General features: G+C 65.5%; 19 protein-coding genes. 5 read left to right on the top strand and 14 right to left on the bottom strand.

Translation table 11 applies throughout. The features are described from left to right. Positions 1 to 8 precede the first annotated feature (8 nt). Positions 9 to 782, top strand: coding sequence for an IclR family transcriptional regulator (locus tag ACFQ2S_RS07135; RefSeq protein WP_386073767.1), 774 nt, complete (start codon positions 9 to 11; stop codon positions 780 to 782). 195 nt (positions 783 to 977) lie between these two features. Here the strand turns inward: ACFQ2S_RS07135 and ACFQ2S_RS07130 are convergent, their stop codons facing one another. Both ACFQ2S_RS07130 and ACFQ2S_RS07125 read right to left on the bottom strand, forming a co-directional pair. Continuing rightward, a complete protein-coding gene (locus ACFQ2S_RS07130) occupies positions 978 to 1,769 on the bottom strand; it encodes an IclR family transcriptional regulator (RefSeq protein ID WP_386073766.1) in 792 nt (263 codons plus the stop codon). Continuing rightward, on the bottom strand, positions 1,770 to 2,912 hold the full coding sequence (locus ACFQ2S_RS07125; RefSeq protein ID WP_386073765.1) for an OsmC family protein: 1,143 nt from the start codon (positions 2,910 to 2,912) through the stop codon (positions 1,770 to 1,772). Positions 2,913 to 3,047: 135 nt separating this feature from the next. Here ACFQ2S_RS07125 and ACFQ2S_RS07120 point away from each other — a divergent pair, with 135 nt between their 5' ends. From ACFQ2S_RS07120 to ACFQ2S_RS07110, 3 genes are all read left to right on the top strand, one after another. Next, complete coding sequence (locus tag ACFQ2S_RS07120; protein WP_386073764.1) at positions 3,048 to 4,112, top strand: C4-dicarboxylate TRAP transporter substrate-binding protein; 1,065 nt, start codon at positions 3,048 to 3,050, stop codon at positions 4,110 to 4,112. Positions 4,113 to 4,173: 61 nt separating this feature from the next. Next, positions 4,174 to 4,569: a TRAP transporter small permease gene (locus ACFQ2S_RS07115; protein ID WP_386073763.1), complete on the top strand. Its 396-nt coding sequence runs from the start codon at positions 4,174 to 4,176 to the stop codon at positions 4,567 to 4,569. Positions 4,570 to 4,678: 109 nt separating this feature from the next. Further along, complete coding sequence (locus tag ACFQ2S_RS07110) at positions 4,679 to 5,983, top strand: TRAP transporter large permease (RefSeq protein ID WP_386073762.1); 1,305 nt, start codon at positions 4,679 to 4,681, stop codon at positions 5,981 to 5,983. A gap of 86 nt (positions 5,984 to 6,069) precedes the next feature. Here ACFQ2S_RS07110 and ACFQ2S_RS07105 read toward each other — a convergent pair whose 3' ends face one another. The 8 genes from ACFQ2S_RS07105 to pobA all read right to left on the bottom strand — a co-directional run bounded on the left by ACFQ2S_RS07105 (position 6,070) and on the right by pobA (position 13,388). After that, the gene (locus ACFQ2S_RS07105; RefSeq protein ID WP_386073761.1) at positions 6,070 to 7,347 is read right to left on the bottom strand and encodes a carbohydrate porin; all 1,278 of its coding nucleotides are present in this window, start codon (positions 7,345 to 7,347) and stop codon (positions 6,070 to 6,072) included. 251 nt (positions 7,348 to 7,598) lie between these two features. Next, positions 7,599 to 8,657: a 3-carboxy-cis,cis-muconate cycloisomerase gene (locus ACFQ2S_RS07100; protein ID WP_386073760.1), complete on the bottom strand. Its 1,059-nt coding sequence runs from the start codon at positions 8,655 to 8,657 to the stop codon at positions 7,599 to 7,601. Positions 8,658 to 8,745: 88 nt separating this feature from the next. Continuing rightward, positions 8,746 to 9,576: a BKACE family enzyme gene (locus tag ACFQ2S_RS07095; protein WP_386073759.1), complete on the bottom strand. Its 831-nt coding sequence runs from the start codon at positions 9,574 to 9,576 to the stop codon at positions 8,746 to 8,748. A 98-nt stretch (positions 9,577 to 9,674) separates the two neighbouring features. Continuing rightward, positions 9,675 to 10,295: a protocatechuate 3,4-dioxygenase subunit alpha gene (pcaG, locus tag ACFQ2S_RS07090; RefSeq protein WP_386073758.1), complete on the bottom strand. Its 621-nt coding sequence runs from the start codon at positions 10,293 to 10,295 to the stop codon at positions 9,675 to 9,677. A gap of 2 nt (positions 10,296 to 10,297) precedes the next feature. Next, entirely contained in the window at positions 10,298 to 11,026 is a 729-nt protein-coding gene (gene pcaH, locus ACFQ2S_RS07085) for a protocatechuate 3,4-dioxygenase subunit beta (RefSeq protein ID WP_386073757.1), read from the bottom strand. Positions 11,027 to 11,060: 34 nt separating this feature from the next. Next, positions 11,061 to 11,438 (bottom strand): 4-carboxymuconolactone decarboxylase, encoded by a 378-nt coding sequence (gene pcaC / locus ACFQ2S_RS07080; protein ID WP_089232313.1) that lies wholly within the window; start codon positions 11,436 to 11,438, stop codon positions 11,061 to 11,063. Beyond that, complete coding sequence (pcaD, locus tag ACFQ2S_RS07075) at positions 11,431 to 12,219, bottom strand: 3-oxoadipate enol-lactonase (protein ID WP_386073756.1); 789 nt, start codon at positions 12,217 to 12,219, stop codon at positions 11,431 to 11,433. Before pcaD ends, pcaC begins: the two co-directional genes overlap by 8 nt. After that, positions 12,219 to 13,388, bottom strand: coding sequence for a 4-hydroxybenzoate 3-monooxygenase (pobA, locus tag ACFQ2S_RS07070; RefSeq protein WP_386073755.1), 1,170 nt, complete (start codon positions 13,386 to 13,388; stop codon positions 12,219 to 12,221). Before pobA ends, pcaD begins: the two co-directional genes overlap by 1 nt. Before the next feature lie 96 nt (positions 13,389 to 13,484). On the opposite strand from pobA, the gene pcaQ reads away from it, so the two are divergent. Then, positions 13,485 to 14,399: a pca operon transcription factor PcaQ gene (gene pcaQ, locus ACFQ2S_RS07065; protein WP_386073754.1), complete on the top strand. Its 915-nt coding sequence runs from the start codon at positions 13,485 to 13,487 to the stop codon at positions 14,397 to 14,399. Positions 14,400 to 14,416: 17 nt separating this feature from the next. Here pcaQ and ACFQ2S_RS07060 read toward each other — a convergent pair whose 3' ends face one another. Genes ACFQ2S_RS07060 through ACFQ2S_RS07045 form a run of 4 tightly spaced genes read right to left on the bottom strand, consistent with a single transcriptional unit; the run spans position 14,417 to position 19,217 of the window. Beyond that, positions 14,417 to 15,997, bottom strand: a complete 1,581-nt coding sequence (locus ACFQ2S_RS07060) for an acyl-CoA dehydrogenase family protein (protein ID WP_386073753.1) — start codon at positions 15,995 to 15,997, stop codon at positions 14,417 to 14,419. 1 nt (position 15,998) lies between these two features. Continuing rightward, positions 15,999 to 16,871 (bottom strand): amidohydrolase family protein, encoded by an 873-nt coding sequence (locus ACFQ2S_RS07055; RefSeq protein ID WP_386073752.1) that lies wholly within the window; start codon positions 16,869 to 16,871, stop codon positions 15,999 to 16,001. A gap of 33 nt (positions 16,872 to 16,904) precedes the next feature. Next, positions 16,905 to 18,722 carry a feruloyl-CoA synthase gene (locus ACFQ2S_RS07050; protein ID WP_386073751.1) on the bottom strand — a complete coding sequence of 606 codons (1,818 nt, stop codon included), beginning with the start codon at positions 18,720 to 18,722 and terminating at the stop codon, positions 16,905 to 16,907. A gap of 21 nt (positions 18,723 to 18,743) precedes the next feature. Next, entirely contained in the window at positions 18,744 to 19,217 is a 474-nt protein-coding gene (locus ACFQ2S_RS07045; RefSeq protein WP_386073750.1) for a MarR family winged helix-turn-helix transcriptional regulator, read from the bottom strand. Between the last annotated feature and the right edge of the window lies 1 nt (position 19,218).

Here is a 19,218-nt window from a genome sequence, read left to right as displayed (position 1 = left end):
CAAATCAAATGACTGATAAAGAAGATAAAAATGGACGATCCGGAATTCAGGTCATCTCGAGGGCGGCCGCGATTCTGCGTGTGCTGAAGAGTTCGAAGTCTGGAATGAGCCTTGGGCAGATCGCGGAGAAGGTTGAACTGCCCCGCTCTACGGTACAGAGAATCACGGGCGCCCTGGCGGCGGAAAAGTTCGTGATAAGCGACCCTGAAGGGCGCGGATTGCGGCTCGGCCCGGAGCTCAGTTCTCTTGCCGGTGCAGCGCGCTACAACATCGTAGAGCATTGCAGGATTCTTCTGACCGAGCTGACGCAACGCACGGGCGAAACCGCCGATCTCGCCGTGATGCGCGGGGCGGGAATGGTCTTTCTCGATCAGGTTCCCGGCACACACCGGCTGACGACAGTGTCCAAGGTCGGCGAGGTCTTTCCGCTGACAACCAGCGCCAACGGGCGGGCATGCCTCGCCGAGCTTCCGGAGGATGTCGCGCGCAAGCTGATCCGGAACGAGTGGGATCGCAGGGGGATCGACACGGACCCGGAGGAACTGATGACGACGTTGGCCCGCGTCCGGCAGACCGGGCTTGCCTATGACCTCGACGAGCACACGCCCGGAATTTCAGGCATAGGCTTCGCGTTCCGTGACTGGGGCGGCGAACTTCATGCGATCTCCGTGCCCGTGCCCTCGACCCGCCTTGCGGAAACCCGCAAACGGACCGAAGAAGCTTTGCTGAAGACCCGGCACGAAATCGAGAAATCCTTTTCGAGGGATACGGGTCAGGACTGAAGCCTTTCGAAGACGCTGCCCGGCTCAGGCTCCGGAGCGGGTCCTTGTGGCCTCCCTGCCCTCCAGAACATGGCGTTCTCGAATGCACGGCTGACGCACGCCTCGGTCCCTCTGGCGCTTTGACTGAACCGACTGCCGATCAGCGCATTGATCTCAGCCAGTGCGGAAGGATCGGGCGTCCCGGCTGGCAGATCCTCAGAAATGCCCAAGGTCTTCCGACAGCTTCGAGGTGAATGCGCAAAGCTCGCGGACCACCTGACCGTCGGCGCTTGCATCGACCATCTGCTTGGGGCCGATCGCGGCGATGCAGAGCTGGACCTGCCCGGTATGGTCATAGACCGGGGCCGAGACCGCGGTGATGCCGGGAACCGGCATGTCGACGGTCACGGCATAGCCGCGCTGCCGCGCCAGTTCGGTTTCCCTTGCAAAGGTCTCGCGGTCCGCCCGGAACCACTCCTGCCGGCCCCCGGTCTCGCGGCTCGCGAACTCGGCCTCGATCAGGTCGGAGGTCATGGACGGCGGCAGAAGGGCCGAGAACAATATGCCGGTCGCGGACATGGTCATGTAATAGACCCCGCCCACCCGGATATTGAAATGCAGGATGTCGGAGTGCTCCTGGATGTAGATGATCGTCGGACCCTGCGGCGCGAAGACGGCGACGGAGATGTTCAGCGCCAGCGATTTTGACAGCGCGGCCACGCGGGGAATGGCCATCCTGACCGGATTCAACGTGCGCAGGCGCACGAGGCCGATCTCGAGCGCAAAAGGGCCGAGCTGGTAGCTGCCGTCGAGGGTCTGTTCGACCAGGCCGACGTTGCGAAGGCTGACAAGATAGGGATGCAGCCGCCCCGACGGCATCCCCGTGAGCCCCGCGAGCTCGGTCAGCTTGATCGGGGCGCCATGCCGCGCGAGGGCGCGCAGGATCTCCCCGCCCTTTTCCACGGAGCCGACGCCGCGCGATGTTTTCTCAACCTTTTCGCCCGTCATTCAACCCGCTTCGCCAATCCGGTCGCGCACGCGCACCTGCGGTTTCAAAGGCGTGCGGCAGAGCGCGTGAAGGTAACATGCACGCTCGGCCAAGTCGATCAGTTCAACCACCTGCGCGGGACTCGCGGTCCTCGATTCGATGAAGACATGAGTTTCCACCGGCTCGAACGCCGCGACGCGCCCGGTCCCCGATGATGCACCGCCGGGCCCGAAGCGCGTGTCCTGAACGATCCGAACCGCGTCGAGGTTGACACCGTGCATCCCGGCAAGGATCTCCATCTGCGTCATGAAACAGAACCCGATCCCGGCGGAGACATAGGACACCGCATCCGGGGCGCCCGCTCCCCCTGCCCTGAACCGCCATGCGCTACCGCAAGGCGCGCGCAACTCCTGCGTCAGCTCCAGCACGAGGTCCGACCGGACATGCCCCGCCGCGGAGACGTGCAAGGGATGCGGGCTCTCGGACTTTCGCGACCAGCCGTTCGGGATCAGTATGTCGGTCGCCCCGACGGGAGGAAAGGCGGCGCAGTTCGGTAGCGGGTCCGTCGGCAAGGCGCCCGTTGGCTTGGCGTGCTGCAGGTCCAGTTCCGCGCCATTGAGCACGGCGCGGAACCGGCCCACGTGACTGCCCCGGATCGCGCCGGTCACCGAGGCGACATGGACCGCGTCCTGCACGAGCCCGACCACCGCCTCGTGGTCGATCTCGCGATCCGGCACGATCGAGACGACGACGGGCAGCGCTCCGCCGCGCATGGTCTTGTCGCGCATCCGCCCTTCGATCGTGTAGAAATTGTCGACCTCGATCCCGTAGGTGCCCAGATCGACCTTCCGAAGACGCGCGAGGGCCGCGATCTCCTCGGCAAAGGCGAGCGCGAAGCCGACCGAGAGAAACCCGAGCGGCGGCGGCGCGGCGTCCCAGCCGTTGAGATTGGGCCCCTCGTCGCTCGCCATGCGCCAACTGCGCCCGGTCGCGCCATTCGTCAGGACGCCGACCTTCTGGAAGCCCGACAGCGACCAGCCGATCATCCGGCAGGCATTGCCCCCGACCCCGGATGATTCTGCGGCAGCGGCGCTGGCACCTGCATCGAAAATGAGCTCGCCGCCCTCTGCTCCAAGAATGTCATCCCCATGTTTTCCCGGCACTTGCGTCTCCTCCTGATGTGCGAGTTGCACCGTATTGCGGTGCACCTGATTTGCATCATGGTATTTTTTGATTTATTCGTTTGCATATAGCAAGCTGATTTGCACATTGCTAAATACTGGGAGGAGAACCAGTCCATGAAATGCACAACGCTCGCGTTGGCGCTCGCGCTGACCGTGGCCGCGACGGCGACCGCAACCGCCCAAGAGACGATCCGGCTGACGACCGTTTCGGGCTACCCGACCACGGCGGCCTGGGTCGGAAAGTTCGAAGAGATCTTCGTGCCTGAGGTCGAGAAGCGCCTCGCCGAGACCGGCGCCTACCAGATCGAATGGACCTACGGCTGGGGCGGCGCAATCGTCGCGCCGAAGGGAGAGCTCGAAGCCATCGAAAGCGGGTTGGCCGATATCGGCGTGGTCCAGACGGTGTTTCATCCCGACCGCCTGCGGGTCTACGACATCGCCTACGCGACCCCCTTCGTGTCGACGGATATCGACCTGATCTCCGCGACCGTGAACGACCTGTCGGAAAAGTTCCCGGCGATGCTGCAGGTCTGGGACGACAACAACCAGCACATGCTGACCAGCCTCGCCGCGGTGGACAACTACCAGATCTTCCTCAAGGGCGATTACGCGGGCAAGGAAAGCCTCTCCGGTCACAAGCTCGGCGGCGCGGGGATGAACCTGCGGTACGTCGAAAGCGTCGGGGCGACGGGCGTGTCCTCCACCCTGGCCGATTTCTACAACGGGGTCGCCACCGGCATCTTCGACGGGGCGATGGTCTGGGCCACGGCGGCGGAATCCTTCAAGATCTACGAAGCCGCGCCGACCATCGTGAAGGTCGACTTCGGCGGCGTGAATTCCATGGCGCTCAGCATGAACCTGCAGACCTGGGACGGCCTGCCGGACGAGGTGAAGGCAGCCATCGAGGCATCAGCCGAGATCTACCGGAAGGAACTCGCGCAATACTCGATGAGCGAAGCCCAGAAGGCGCTCGACAACATGCAGGCCAGCGGCGCGACGATCGTCGAGGTGCCGGTCGAGGAGCGCACCGCCTGGGCCGAGGGCATGGACAACATCGCAGGAGAATGGGCCGAGGAGGTCACCGCCATGGGCGCGCCGGGCGACGAGATCCTGTCGGCCTATATCGAGGCCATGCGCGCGGCGGGCCAACCGGTCCTGCGCGACTGGTCGGCAAGGTAAGGGCCCCGGCGCCGCCGTCCCCCCCCCTCCCTCGCGGCGGCGCCGACTCCCGGAGATCCGGATGATCCTGAACCTTGCCAACCGGTCCTGTGCGGCGATCGGCACCACGCTGGTCGTCGCACAGATGATCCTGATCTGCTGCGACATCGCGATGCGGACGCTCGCCTCCCAACCCATCGCGGGCGTGCCCGAGATCGTGGAGCTTGCCATCGTCGCGCTCGTCTTCCTGCAGATCCCGAATGCCATCGCGACCGATGCCTTCATCCGGTCGGACGGCCTGTTTCACACACTTGCGGCCAGGAGCCTCGTTCTTGGCCGGATCCTCGATACCGCCTTCTCGATGGTCGGCGCCGCGGTCATGGCGGGGATCGCCTATGGCATGTGGTTCAAGCTGACCGGGGCGATCGAGCGGAACCTGTTTACCGGCAACCCCGGCATCTTCACCGCCCCGATCTAGCCCGCGCTGGCCTGCATCGTGGTCGGGGCGGCGCTCGGAAGCCTCAACTACCTGGCCCGCAGCTATGCCGCTGCGCGGGGCCGCACTCTCGGCCCGCAGGAGGCACCCAATGACCGGACTTGAGCTGGGCACGATCTCGCTGCTGGCGATGATCGGCCTGATCTACCTGGGGATGCATGTCGCGATCGCGCTCGCCTCCGTCTCCTTCGTCGCGCTCTGGCTCTACAAGTCGAATGCCGAGCTGGCGCTGTCGCTGATGACGCTGGTCACCAAGGACGCCATCGCCTCCTACTCCTTTGGCGTGGTGCCGCTGTTCGTCCTCATGGGGATGTTCGTGAACGAGGCCGGCCTCGGCCGGGACATCTACACCGTGGCGAACTCGGCTTTCCGCAAGCTCAACGGCGGGTTGGGCATCGCGACGGTGGCCGCCAACGCGGTCTTCGCGGCGATCACCGGGATCTCCATCGCCTCGGCCGCGATCTTCACCCGTATCGCGGTGCCGGAGATGATGCGCTACGGCCATTCCGCGCGCTTCTCGGTCGGGGTCGTGGCCGGCTCCTCGGTGCTGGGAATGCTGATCCCGCCCTCGGTCCTGCTGATCGTCTACGGCCTGATCGCCGAGGTCTCCATCGCCGACATGTTCACCGCCGGCATCCTGCCCGGCCTGGTTCTGGCCGCGCTCTATTGCCTGCTCATCCTCGGCCTCTGCCGTTTCGCGCCCGGCTTCACCGGGCGTGCCGTGGTGGCCGACGACGGGCCGGGGCTCGGACTGGTTGAATCGCTGCGCCTGCTTGCGCCGGCGATCGTGCTGATCGTTCTGGTGCTGGGCGGCATCTACGGCGGTATCTTCACGCCGACCGAAGCGGGCGCGGCCGGCGCCTTTGCCGCGATGATTACGGCGGCGCTCAAGGGCAAGCTGTCGCTTCCCGTGCTCTGGCGGCTCGCCGCCGATACCGGCCGGGTCACCGCATCGATCCTGTTTCTCATCATCGCGGCGAGCATGTACTCCCGGATGCTGGGCGTCCTCGGCATCCCCTCGCTGCTGGCCAGCGAACTGACCGGCATGGAGGCGAGCTTTGCGATGGTCCTGCTGATCTACGTCGCGCTGATGGTGTTCCTCGGGACCATCCTCGACTCGACGTCGATCATCCTCCTGCTCGTGCCGCTTTTCATCCCGGCCTTCCTGACCTACGAGGTCGACCTGGTCTGGCTCGGCGTCGTCACCGTGATCGGTGTCGAGATCGGACTGCTGACCCCGCCGCTCGGGATCGCCTGCTTCGTCATCAAGGGATCGCTCGAGGATCGGTCCATTTCGCTGAAGGATATCTTCATCGGCGCCCTGCCCTTCGCCCTGACGATGGGCGTGGCGCTGCTGATCGTGATCCTCGTCCCCGCGCTCACACTCTCGAACTGACGCCCCTCGTGGCCGGGCCGCGCCGCATTGCGGCACCGGGTCGGCCACTCGGCCCCTACGTCACGCGCACGGGCGAGGTCCGGATCCTACCACCAGTTCTCGTACTGAATGCCAAAGGTGGTTCCGTCCGTCGCATTCCCGAGAGCTGCCTGCTGGGTAATCACGCCGGGGTCGCTCCACTTGGCGTAGGTCACGAAGGCGCGCAGCTGGGGCCGGGCGAAGAACCCGGTCTTTCCGAAGCTGTAGAACGGCGCGAAGGTGACCTTGCCGAGGGTCGCGCTGTCCCCATCCTCCGGGACCACGACGTCGTAGCCGAATTCGACCGCGAGGCCGAAATTGTCGGTGATGTTGTATTGCGGGCGGGCGCCCACCGACCACCAGGTTTCCGTATCATCGCCTATCCGTGTGCGTTGCCAGACGCCCGTTGCCTGGGTCTGGAACTCTTCGGTGGTGGCGAAGAGAGCCTGTGTGACGAAGCGCCAGCGGTCGTCATCGGACGAGACACCGGGATTGCCGGAAGAGTTGAAACCGATGCCCGATCCCCGCCCGTACATGAGCGCGTTCTGCCATTCACCCCAGGGCAGCTCCAGGTTCGCCGCGTGGAGCCGGATCGCATAGCCATCGTTGTCTGAGGGCGCATCCTGCCCATCGGTGCCTGTATAGGAGAGGCCGATCTCGCCAAGCCATGCGCCGCCGAGCGCGATGTCATGGATGCGCAGATCGAGGGTCCCGGCCTCGTAATCCAGGTCGTCGTCGTCGTAGTAGAACAGTGCCGAGGAGAGGTGGAAACCACCGAAGTCGAGGTTCTCCAGACCGATCCCGTCGTTCGAATAATTCTCGTAATAGAAATCGGTCATGTGGACATCGCGCCGCCGGTAATAGCGCCGCCCGGCCCACAGGAAGGCCTCCGCCGCTGCTCCACTGCCCAGCCGCTCGATGCCGGCATAGGCCTGGGCGACGCCACCGTCCTCGTTCGGATCATCGCCCCAGACGAGGAAATTGGAATCGGCCCATCCGTTGAGCATAATCTCGGCGACGAAGTCCGAGCCGCCGGCCATCGGTGTGCGGATGCCCAGCGACGCTTCGCCATAGAAGTCGCTTTCGTTGCCCAGCCGATACTTGCTCTCGGCGCCATCGAGCTGGAAGGCAAGCATCGGATCATCGTCGGTCGAGCCGACGCCGACCCGAACGTAGCCATGCGAGAAGATACCGAGAGGGTTTGGCTCCGGCGCACCCGGCCCGGCCGTGTCTCCGGTCTGGAGGTCCGCTTCCGGCGCTACGTGCTGAGCCCGAAGCGGGCCAGCGACAGCACAGAGAACAACGCCTGTAATGCAGGCCAACGCCAAGGATTTCACGTCGGTCATGTCCTGATCCTCCCAGTTTGCAGATGCCCGACAAGGCTCTGCGCCTCCTGGTCGCCAGTATATCACATTTCGGTGACTTCGAATGTCGTTGACCGAATGAGACAGTCGGACAAACGCCGTCCTGCGTGCGGTATTTCGAGGGCCCTTCCGCTCGTTGCAGTGCCGCCGCTGCAGGTCCCGGCCACTCGGAATCTGACTGCCGGTTGAGAACCCATCGTCTCGACGCAGCGTCGTGCCGGCGCGCCCAAGGGTCAGGCCCCAAGCCGAACGATCTTGCGCTGGAGATCATCCGCCATCCGCAGAGCCTTGCCGGTCGTGACCGTCATCTGCGGAAGGGTCATCCATTCCAGCGTCCATGCCGCACCGGAGCGCTCCTGCTCGTGGATCATCGCGTGGTGCATGTTCGGCAGCATGGTCGCGTTGAACCGGGCATGCGTGACCAAAAGCTCGGCAAGCACGGGATTCTGCTTGTGCGGCATGGCCGAACTGGTTCCACCGCCGAGCATCTCCAGTTCGCCGTCCTGTTGTTGAGCCATCAGGCAGATGTCCTGGCCAAACTTTCCAAGGGTTGCCGAGATCATCGACAGCAGCCCCGCGTATTCCGCGAACACGCCGCGCTCCGTGTGCCAGCCACGCCCCGGCTCCCCGAGCCCAAGTTCGCGGCCCAGCACCCGGGCGACCGCGTCGCCGTCCGGCCCGAGCGCCGATCGGTTTCCGACCGCACCGCTGTATTGCAGGACCTCCAGCCGCGGCCGCAAGGCTGTCAGGGAGCGCAGATGGTCACTGAGCGGCGCCGTCCAGGCCCGGATCCGGTCCGACACCAAGATCGGCACGGCGGCCTGCATGCGCGTGCGCCCCATCATGGAACCCGCCCCCCATTTCGCGTCGAGCGCGGAGAAGCCGTCGATCACCGACTCTATGCGGGCCTCCAGCAAGGCATTGATGTCCCGCAGGATCAGCACGAAGGCGGTGTCGATCAGGTCCTGTGAGGTCGCCCCACGGTGGATCGCCGGCAGGCATTCTTCCCGGCTATGAGCCTGGAGTTGCCGAAGCAGCTCCGGCACCGGCACACCGTCGACCAGCGTCGTCGCGGCCACCTTCGCGACATCCGGCGCGAAGCTGGCGATGTCTTCCACCGCCGCACCGGCCTGCTCCGCGGTCACCACGCCGCTCTCTGCCAGCGCTCGCGCCAGTGCGCTCTCGAATTGCAGAAAGGCAGAAAGGAAGCGCTCCGTCGACCAATGGCTCTCGACCTCCGGGTCGGCAAACAATGCCCCGAACAGGTGGTCTTGCCGGCTCAGTGGGTTCATGCCTCTTGGCCTTGTGGGGAGGTCGGAAAGTCTCGGTCAGATCCAGGCCATTGGAACCCCGACCAAGCCCGGGGGTCAATCGCCTCCGTCATGCCGGACGCAGCCCGAGGATCTCGCGTGCCTGCGCGGGCGTGGCAACCGGGCGCTCGTATTTCTCGCAAAGTTCGGCGGCGCGGCGGATGAGGGCGGCGTTGGACGGCGCGAGCGTCTCCCGATCTAGCCGCACGTTGTCCTCCAGCCCCGCCCGCGTATGCCCGCCCGCGGCGATGGCCCATTCATTCACGGTGAGCTGCGCCGCGCCGATACCTGCCGCGCACCATTCCGCATCGGGCGCGCGGGACCGCATCATCCGGACGTAGAAGTCGAAGACCTCGCGATCGACGGGCATCGCGTTTTTCACCCCCATGACGAACTGGACATAGAGCTTGCCGAACAGCTCCCCCGCCGCGTGCATCCGGATTGCCTGCAGGATGTGGCTGAGGTCGAACGCCTCCACCTCCGGCGTGATCTCGAAGGCTCGCATCTCGGCCGCCAGCCAGACCACGAGGTCGGGCGGGTTCTCGTAGACGCGGGTCGGGAAGTTGTTGGAGCCGACGGAGAGCGAGGCCATGTCCGGCCGCAACGACAGCATCCCCCCACGCGCCTTGCCTGCCCCCGACCGCCCGCCGGTGGAGAATTGCACGATCACCCCCGGGCAATGCACCTCAAGCCCCTCCTTGAGGCGCGCGAACTTCTCCGGATCGCTCGACGGGGTCTCGTCGTCGTTTCGCACGTGGGCATGGATGATCGAGGCCCCGGCTTCGAACGCCTCCTGGCTGCTTTCGATCTGCTCACTGATCGTGATCGGCACCGCCGGGTTGTCGGCCTTGGTCGGAACCGATCCGGTGATGGCGCAACACAGGATACAGGGTTTTGTCATTGGGGCCTCCGGTTACGGGTCCGTCCTGTGCGACCCCTATCTCATCATATGCTCAAAAATATCCGGGGGAACGCTCCCCGGGGCGCGCCGGTTTCGGCTCAGATATCGAAGAAAACCGTCTCGTCCTGCCCCTGCAGCTTGATGTCGAAACGGTAGACGACCTGGCCGTCGCTTTCGCCGCGCTTGGCGATCAGCGTGGCGCGACGGCGCTCCCATTCGATCAGGTTGATCACCGGATCGCTGGCGTTGGCCTCCGCCTCATCGTCGAAATAGATCCGGGTGTTCAGCCCCACGTTGATGCCGCGGGCGACGATCCACAGGTTGATATGCGGCGCCATCAGCTTTCCCGAGCGGCCCATCACGCGGCCGGGCTTGATGGTGTCGAACCCCCATTCGCCGGTCTCGAAATCGGTGATCACGCGTCCCCAGCCGCGGAACCCGTCCTCGACCTCGCCCGGATGCTCGGGATGGGCGTAGATGCCGTCGGCATTGGCCTGCCAGGCCTCCAGCAGCACGTCCTTGATCGGCGAGCCGATGCCGTCGATGACGATGCCCTCCACACGGATACGCTCGCCTTTCGCGTTCGGCCCGGCGATGTCCCAGCCGAGTTCCTTGTCGTAGATCTCGAAGCCGGCCGCGCCGGGCGCCAGCCCGATATGGACGTAGGGCCCAGCTGTCTGGGAAGGCGTCTCCTTGAGGTAGTCGAGCTTCTGCACCATCGTCAGTTCCCCTCCAGCCGGTTCTCGAACAGGGTCGACCGGCGCCCGCGCAGGACGATGTCGAACTTGTAGGCGATCGAGTCGAGCGGGATCGTGGCGTTCATGTCGAGCGCCGCCACCAGCTGATCCCGCGCCGCCTGATCGGGGATCGTGTTCACGATCGGGCATCGGGCGATCAGCGGGTCGCCCTCGAAATAGCACTGGGTGATCAGCCGCTGGCTGAACGATGTGCCGAAGATCGACAGGTGGATATGCGCCGGCCGCCAGCTGTTGACCCAGTTGCGCCAGGGATAGGCGCCGGGCTTCACCGTACGAAAGAAATAATAGCCCTCCTCATCGGTCAGCACACGGCCACAGCCGCCGAAATTCGGATCGATCGGCGCGAGGTAGGTATCCTTCTTGTGCCGGTAGCGCCCGCCGGCATTGGCCTGCCAGGCCTCGACCAGCGTGTTCCGCACCGGGCGCCCGTTCTCGTCCAGCACCCGGCCATGCAGGATGATCCGCTCGCCGATGGCGCTCTCGCCGGGCTGGGCGTAGTTGTGGATCATGTCGTTGTCGAGCAGATTGATGTCGTTGTGCCCGAAGGTCGGCCCGGTGATCTCGCTCGCCGATTGTTCGAGGCTCAGCAGCGAGTACTCCGGCGAACGGGTGACCGAGGTCTTGTACTCCGGCGTCGCCGCAGGCGGGTGCCATTCCCGATCGCGCTGGTGGAACTCCCCAGGCTGTCTCATCGTCTGTCTCCTCCCCCGGCCGGCCGAAACCGGCTCACTCCTTTTCCATCTCTTCGTAGGTCTGCTTGGCAAGCCTGATCGCGTGATTGGCCCGCGGCACACCGCAATAGATCGCCACGTGCTGGAACACCTCCAGCACATCCTGCTTGCTGGCCCCGGTGCGCGCGGTGGCGCGGATGTGCATCGGGATCTCGTCGAAATTCCCGGCCGCAGCCAGCAGGGCCAGCGTCAGCATCGAGCGCTCCCGCAGGCTTATGCTTTCGCCCGCCCAGACCGTGCCCCAGGCGCTCTCGGTGATCAGTTGCTGGAACGGCGCGTCGAACTCCGACTTGCTGGCTTCCGCCCGATCGACATGGGCATCGCCCAACACCTTGCGACGGACGGACATGCCGGCCTCGTAGCGTTCAGACATGTCCGGTCTCCTTCAGGAACTGGGTAAGCAGGGTGGCATAGGAACCCGGCGCCTCGACACAGGGCAGATGGCCCGTGGCCGGGATCGTCTCCATCCGGGCCCCGCGGATGCTGCCCACGGTCGCGGCGGTCCGCTCCGCCGGGCAGGCGCCGTCTTCCGCCCCTGCGATACCAAGAACGGGTAAGGTCAGCGCCGAGGTGCTCTCGGTCAGGTCGGCGGCCGCGATGGCGGCGCAGCAGCCAAGGTATCCGTCCTGCGGCGTCCGGGCCATCATGTTCTTCCACAACGCGACCGCCGGGTCCTGCCGGAAGCTCTTGCCGAACCAGCGGTCCATGACGGCCTCGGCGACGGCGTCGAGCCCGCCCATGCGGATCGCTTCCATGCGCGCCTCCCACATGGCGGCGTCGCCCATCGTGCCCGCTGTGTTGGAAAGCACGGCGGCGCGGATGAGGTCCGGGCGCCTTGCGGCGAGGCTCTGGGCGATCAATCCGCCGACCGAGAGGCCGACGAACACGCAGTCCCGAATTGCGAGCGCCTCCAGAAGCCCCTCGGCATCGGACACCAGGTCCTCCAAGTGGTACGGCCCCTCGGGACAATCCGACAGCCCGTGGCCGCGTTTGTCGTAGCGGATGATCCGCAGGCCTGCCGGCAGGTGCGGCAGGATCGCATCCCAGAGCCGCAGGTCCGTCCCCAGCGAGTTGGAGAAGACAACCGGCGCCCCGTCCGGATCGCCCTCCTCGCGCACATGCAGCGCAACGCCATTTGCAACTATCATCCGCATCAATATGGCAGCCCCACGTAGTTCTGTGCAAAGACCTTCTGCGCGGCCTCGCTGCTGCGCAGGAACTCGATTTCCGCGCGCTGCATCTTCAGATCGAACCCGGACTGGTCGGGGTAGCGGTGCAGCAGGTTGGTTGTGGACCAACTGAAGCGCTCCGCCTTCCAGATCCGCGCCAGCGCCTTCTCGGAGTAGCGGTCGATCCCCTCCGGATCGCCCTCCTCGTAGAACTGCACGAGCCCGTGGTAGAGGTAGTGGATGTCCGAGGCGGCGGTGTTCAGCCCCTTGGCGCCGGTCGGCGGCACGATATGCGCCGCGTCTCCGCACAGGAACAGCCGCCCCCACCGCATCGGCTCGGTCACGAAGCTCCTGAGAGGCGCGATGCTCTTCTCGATGGAGGGGCCAGTGACGAGCGCCTCGGCATGGCAGGCCGGAATGCGGCGCTTGAGTTCCTCCCAGAAGTTGTCGTCGCTCCAGTCCTCCGGGCTGTCGGAAAGCGAGCACTGGATGTAGTAGCGGCTGAGGTTTGCATTCCGCATCGAGCAGAGCGCGAAGCCGCGCTCGGACCAGGAATAGATCAGCTCCTCATGCACCGGCGGCGTTTCGGACAGGACGCCGAGCCAGCCGAAGGGATAGACCTTCTCGTATTCGCGGCGCACGGTGAGCGGGATTGTCTGGCGGCTGACACCATGAAACCCGTCACAACCGGCCACGTAATCGCAGTCGAGGCGCTGCGTCTGACCGTCGACCGTATAGGTCACGAACGGGGCGTCGCTGTCGGCGTCATTGATGACGACGTTCTCGACATTGAACACCATCTTGCCGCCTTCGGCCTCGCGCGCGTCATAGAGGTCGCGCGTCAGCTCTGTCTGGCCGTAGACGATCACGTCGCTACCGGTGTGCTCGCGGAAACTGACCCGGAACTCCTCGTCGCCATAGGCGATGACGGTGCCTTCGTGGGTGAAGCATTCGGCATCCATCCGCGCGCCGACGCCCGCTTTCCGCATCAGCTCGACCATGCCCGTCTCGAGGATGCCGGCGCGAATGCGGCTCAGGACGTAGTCCCGGGTTTTCCGCTCCAGCACGACCGTATCGATCCCCTTGCGATGAAGAAGCTGCGACAGCAGCAGCCCGGACGGCCCGCCGCCGATGATCGCTACCTGTGTTCGCATGTTCGACCCTCCTGCTTCTCCGAAAAAATGAATTGTTGAACACACAAAGTAAAATGAGATATTCGACCCTTTGATTTCCGAAATTGGAATGAAACCATGATCGACCGACGCATCAAATTCCGGCACATCCAGTGTTTCGTGGAGATCGTCCGGCAGCAGAGCATGAAACGCGCCGCCGAGCGGCTCCACCTGACCCAGCCGGCGATCTCCAAGACACTCAAGGAACTGGAGGAGATCATCGGCGCCGCGCTCCTCGTGCGGAACCGGGCCGGCGTGGCCCTGACCCGTCAGGGAGAGGTCTTTCTCCACTTCGCCGAGATGAGCGTGGCGGCGCTCCAGCAGGGGCTGGACGGTGTCGAGCAGCTTGGCCGCGGGGACAGGGCGACGCTCTCGGTCGGCGCGCTGCCGAGCGTGGCGGCGCGGTTGATGCCGGACGTGGCGCGCGAGTTCGCCGAGCTTGCTCCCGAGACGACGCTGCGGATCACGGACGGACCGCACGCCTACCTGATCGACCAGCTCCGGCGTGGCAACCTCGACCTGGTGATCGGCCGCCTCGGCCCGCCCGACACGATGAAGGGCATCTCCTTCACCCAGCTCTATAACGAATATGTCGAGTTCGTTGTGCGCTGCGGCCACCCGTTGCTGGACGACCCGGACATGCGCAGGATCGGAGAGTGGACGGTGATCTTCCCCCCGGAAGCGTCGGCCATTCGCTCGCTGGTGGAGCGGGTGCTCATCGCCCACGGGGTGGGCGACATCCCGCATCGGATCGAGAGCGTTTCCGGCGCCTTTGGGAGGAACTTCGCGCGCCGATCGGATGCGATCTGGATCATTTCTGCGGGCGTGGTGGCGAACGAGATCGCCGAGGGATCGCTGGTGCGCTTGCCCTTCGACAACGCGATCACATCCGGGCCGGTGGGCCTGATGGCGCGCCCGGACGGACAGTCGACGCCAGAGGAACAGGTGTTTCGCGTGGCGATCAACAACGTCGTGGCCAAGCTGCCCGCCTAGCGCCCCACCCAGACCGGTCACGCCGCAAGGCGCACCATCGCCGCGTGAAACAGGATGCGCTCCCGCCCGGTCGCAACCGCCGTCGCGCCGACGCGCCGGATCCTCTCGGGGTCGGGGTGATGCTCCGTGGCCGAGAGCATCCGCTGCCACAGGCATTGCAACAGGACCTCCGCCGTCAGTGCCATGAAGTCATGGGCCGCGGGCGTCGGGTCAGTACGTCCGAGAAGGTCCCGCCGCGCGGCCTTCCAGGTCGCAACACCTTCCACGGCCTCGCCCGCCTCCGCCTCGAGGAAGCGTTCCAGCGCGTCGCCGGAGCGACCGGGCAATAGGCGGGTGACGAGGGCGCGCGCGTGGATGCCATTCGCCCCTTCGTAGATCGCCGTGATGCGGGCATCGCGATAGGTCTGCTCGATCCGGTATTCAGCCAGATAGCCGTAGCCGCCGAGGACCTGGATACCGAGGCTCGCCGCCTCGATCCCGGCCTCAGTGCAGTGAACCTTGGCAATCGGCGTCAGGGCCTCCACGAGATCTTCCGCATCGCCCCGCTCCATCGCCACGACAGCCAGATGCGCGAGCGCCCGGCCGCCAAGTGCGAGCGCGTCCATCCGGTCGAGCATCCGCCCAACATCGGCATGGGCCTCCAGCGCCACGGACGCCCCGTCCGGGCCGCGCCCTTGAACCCGCTCGATCGCGTAGTGGCGTGCGATATCGGTGGCGCGGGCGGCATGGGCCACGCCCTGCAACGCAACGTCGGCGCGGGCGTGGTTCATCATGGTGAACATCGCCTTTAGCCCCTGCCCTTCCTCGCCAATCAACTCGGCCTCGGCACCGTCGAAGACGAGCTGGCAGGTCGGCGAGGCGTGCAGCCCCATCTTCTCCTCGATCCGCGTGACCGAGACGCCGTTCCGGCGGCCGTCCTGCCGCGTGCAGGGGCAGAGAAAGAGCGACAGCCCCCTGATCCCGTCGTCCGAGGTGCGGGCCAGCACCAGATGCAGGATGCGTTCGCTCAGGTTCTGGTCGCCGCCCGAGATGAAGATCTTCTCGCCCGTCAGTTGCCAGCCATCGCCGGCGGGTTCCGCACGGCAGCGGATGCGCGACAGGTCCGACCCCGCACCGGGCTCCGTCAGGCACATCGTGGCCAGCATGCCGCCCGACGCCAGCCGCGGGATATGCGCTGCCCTTTGCGACTCGGTGCCGTGGGCGAGCAATGTCCGGATCGCGCCCGGCACCAGCCCGGTCACCATCTGCAGCGCGTGGTTCGCCCCGGTGAAGATCTCCGAGGTGACGGCCAGCAAGGTCGCGTCGAGCCCCTGCCCTCCATAGGCTTCGGGCGCCGTCAGCCCCTGCCAGCCTTGTTCGGCAAACGCCTGAAAGAGCTCGCCAAAGCCATCGGGCATCAGCACCCGCCCACCCTCGAGCCGGCATCCCTGCCGGTCTCCCGGCTCGTCGAGCGGCGCGATCTCGGCCTCGGCGAAACTGGCGAAGTGGCCGGCGATCTCGGCCGTGAGCTCCGCGTCGTAATCGGGCAGCTCCCCTGCGGCGGCCACGTGGTTCAGGGTGAAGAGGATATCCTCCAAGGGCGCCTGGAACGGTTTCATCTCATGCCAGCCCGAGCAGCCGCGCCGCATTGCCCTTGATGATGTCCGGGCGCAGCTCGTCCTTGATCGCGATCTTCTCGAAATCGGCAAGCCAGCGTTCCGGCGTGATCATCGGCCAGTCGGACCCGAAGAGCACCTTCTTCCGCAGGATCGAGTTGCAATACTTCACCAGGATCTCCGGGAAGTACTTCGGCGACCAGCCGGAGAGGTCGATGTAGACGTTCGGCTTGTGCTGGGCGACGGCCAGCGCCTCTTCCTGCCAGGGGAAAGACGGGTGCGCGAGGATGATCTTCATGTCCGGGAAATCCACCGCAACGTCGTCCATATACATCGGGTTGGAATACTTCAGCCGCATCCCGTTGCCGCCTCGCATGCCGGAGCCGACGCCGGTCTGCCCGGTGTGAAAGAGCGCGATGCCGCCCTCCTCGGCGATGGCTTCGTAGAGGTCATAGGCCATGCGGTCATTCGGAAAAAAGCCCTGCATTGTGGGGTGAAACTTGAACCCCTTGATGCCGAACTCCGTGATCAGGCGCCGGGCTTCCCGCGCGCCCATCTTGCCCTTGTGCGGGTCGATCGAGGCGAAGGGGATCAGGACGTCGTCATTCTCGGCGGCGAGTTCCGCCACTTCCTCGTTCCTGTAGCGGCGGTAGCCGGTCTCGCGCTCCGCATCGACCGGGAAGATCACCGCGGCGATGTTCTGCTCCCGGTAGTGCGCGGCGGTTTCCGGCACCGTCGGCGGATGCTCCCAGGGCGCGCGGAAATACTTCGCCATCGTCGCCTGGAGGTCGTCGTAGCCGTCGTCGGCATGGCAGCCGCAGGGTTCCTCGGCATGGGTGTGAATGTCGATCGCGCGGACCTTGGAGATATCGACCATGGGTCGTTCCTTTCGGGTGGAATGGGTTGGGGCTCAGGCCAGCGCCACGGCCGGATCGTTGTCGTCGTAAAGCCGCTCCAGCAGGTCCTTCCTGCGGGTCAGCACCTTGCGGAAGTTGAGGTTGCCCTTGGCGGTCATCTCGCCTTCCGGCATCGATGGCGGCTCCGACAGGACGATGGCCCGGGATACCAGCGACGAACTGCCGGACACCTCCCGCGCCCGCTCGGCGAGGCGGCGGTGGATCTCGCCCTGCAGCAGCCTGCAGGTCAGCGCGCCCCGGTCCTCGTGCAGCTCGAACCCCTCGCGTTCCAGCTCCGCGCGGTCCGGGAAGATCATCACCCCGATCTGGTTGCGGTCCGCCCCGGTGATCACGATGTCCGCGGCCAGCGGCGCGAGATGGGCCAGCATGTCGAGCCGGAGTTGCGCGGCGCGAACCCAGGTGCCGGTCAGCAGCTTGAAGTCGTCCGAGATCCGGCCGTCGAAGCGCATCCCCCTGTTCGGATCGTCGGGATCGATAAAGACCATCGCGTCACCGGTAATGAAGAAACCCTCCGCGTCGAAGGCGGCCGCGGTCTTTTCCGGGTCCTCGAAATAGCCGGTCATCACGTTCGGCCCCTTCACCCGCACCTCGCAGCGCTGGTCCGCGTCCGGAAGGAGCTTGACCGTCACTCCGGTGACCGGGACGCCGACGATCCCCGACCGATCCGTCGGCTCCATCTGCATCATTGCCGACGGCGCGGTTTCCGTCAGCCCCCAGGAGGAGGTGATCAGCGGCACCTCGCCCTTCACCTCCATCGCCATCCGCTCGAAGCCGGTCCAGACGCCCTGCGGCAGCGAGGCACCGGCGTAGAAGATAAGATCCAGGTCCTCGAAGAAGCGCCGGCGCAGCTCCGCATCCTTGCGAAGCGCCCCCAGCAGCATGCCGAACCCGAGCGGCACGTTGAACGCGAGCGTCCCGGTGACCAGCGACAGGTTCTCCAGCGTTCGCTCGAACAGCCCTTTCACCGGCTTGCCGTCGTCTATGTAGAGCGAGCCGCCATTGGCGAGCATCATGTTGAAATTGTGCGACCCGCCGAAAACGTGGTTCCAGGGCAGCCAATCGACGATCCGGGGCGGACGCTCGCGCAGGAAAGGCAGCGCATCGGCGAGCTGGGTCTGGTTGGTGCACATCATCCGTTGGGTCGTCAGAACCCCCTTCGGACTGGAGGTCGAGCCGGAGGTCATCAGGATCTTGCCTACCGTGTCGGGCGTCACCCGCGCATGGGCTGCATCGACGTCCACCGAGGCGTCGCCCTCAAGCAGTTCCTCGAAGGGCGTGACGCCCAGCACGTGGCCAGGCTTGCTGGAGACGATCTCCACCCCGACCAGAGCATCGAGACCGAGCGCCTCGACGTAGAGGTCGGCATCGACCACATAGGCCATCTTCGGCTGCAGCAAATCAATCGCCCCGCGCAGGCGTCCGTGCGCCCCGTGGATCAGCGCGTATTGCTCCGCGACCGGCGCGGTCGGCACGCCGACGTATTGCGCCGCCAGCGACAGGATCCCGTGGTCGACCCCGTTGCCGGACATGATCAGGATCGGCGTGTCCGCCCCCATGCCCCGCGCCAGCAGCGACGCCCCGACGGCGCGCACCTTCTCCAGAACCGAGACGTAGCTCTCCCGCCGCCAGCCGGCGCCGTAGCGCTCTGCCAGAAACACCCGGTCGGGCGCCTCCTTCGCCCAGCGGTGCAGCCAGTCCCCGGTCGTCTCGACCACGGGGCCAAGGGCGTGGTTCGATGTCAGGAGAATGCTTCCGTCCGCGCGATCCTCACGCGTCACGGAATGCGGGCGAAATCTCGTCGTCCGTTTCATCGGAATGTCCTCCCTCCGGGGTCAGTCGCGCTGGCGTCCCTGTTCGATCCTGTTCATTGCTTCGATGGCACCGGCCCGGATCTCTTCGCCCAGCCCTCCCAGTAGCGCCTCCTCGTGAGCCGTCACGGCCATCGTCGCCTCGGCGCAAAGCATCCGCCCCTGCCGCGTCGCCTGCAACGAATAGGCCCGCCGATCCGTCGGAACCCTCTCTTTGGAGATCAGGTCCCGGCGCACCAGTTCCTCGACAATGGTGACGAGGTTCGGCCGTTCGACATCCATCGCTTCCGCGAGCTGCGACTGGCGCAGGCCGGGATTGCTCACGACCAGCGTCAGCGCCGTGAAGGTGAGCATGCGCAACTCGAATGGCTTCAGCGCCAAGGCAAGATCGGCCTGTATCACGTTGAAACTGCGCTTCATCCGATAGCCGAAGAATGCGCGAAGGGCGCTATCGTCGACGTGATGGACGTCATCTGTCGCGGTGAGGGCATCCGGCATG

It is taken from the genome of Tropicimonas aquimaris, assembly GCF_042676185.1.
Taxonomy (GTDB): Bacteria; Pseudomonadota; Alphaproteobacteria; order Rhodobacterales; family Rhodobacteraceae; genus Tropicimonas; species Tropicimonas aquimaris.
The sequence above is the reverse complement of the archived record's forward strand: the minus strand, read 5'-3'. Positions and strand labels throughout refer to the sequence as shown.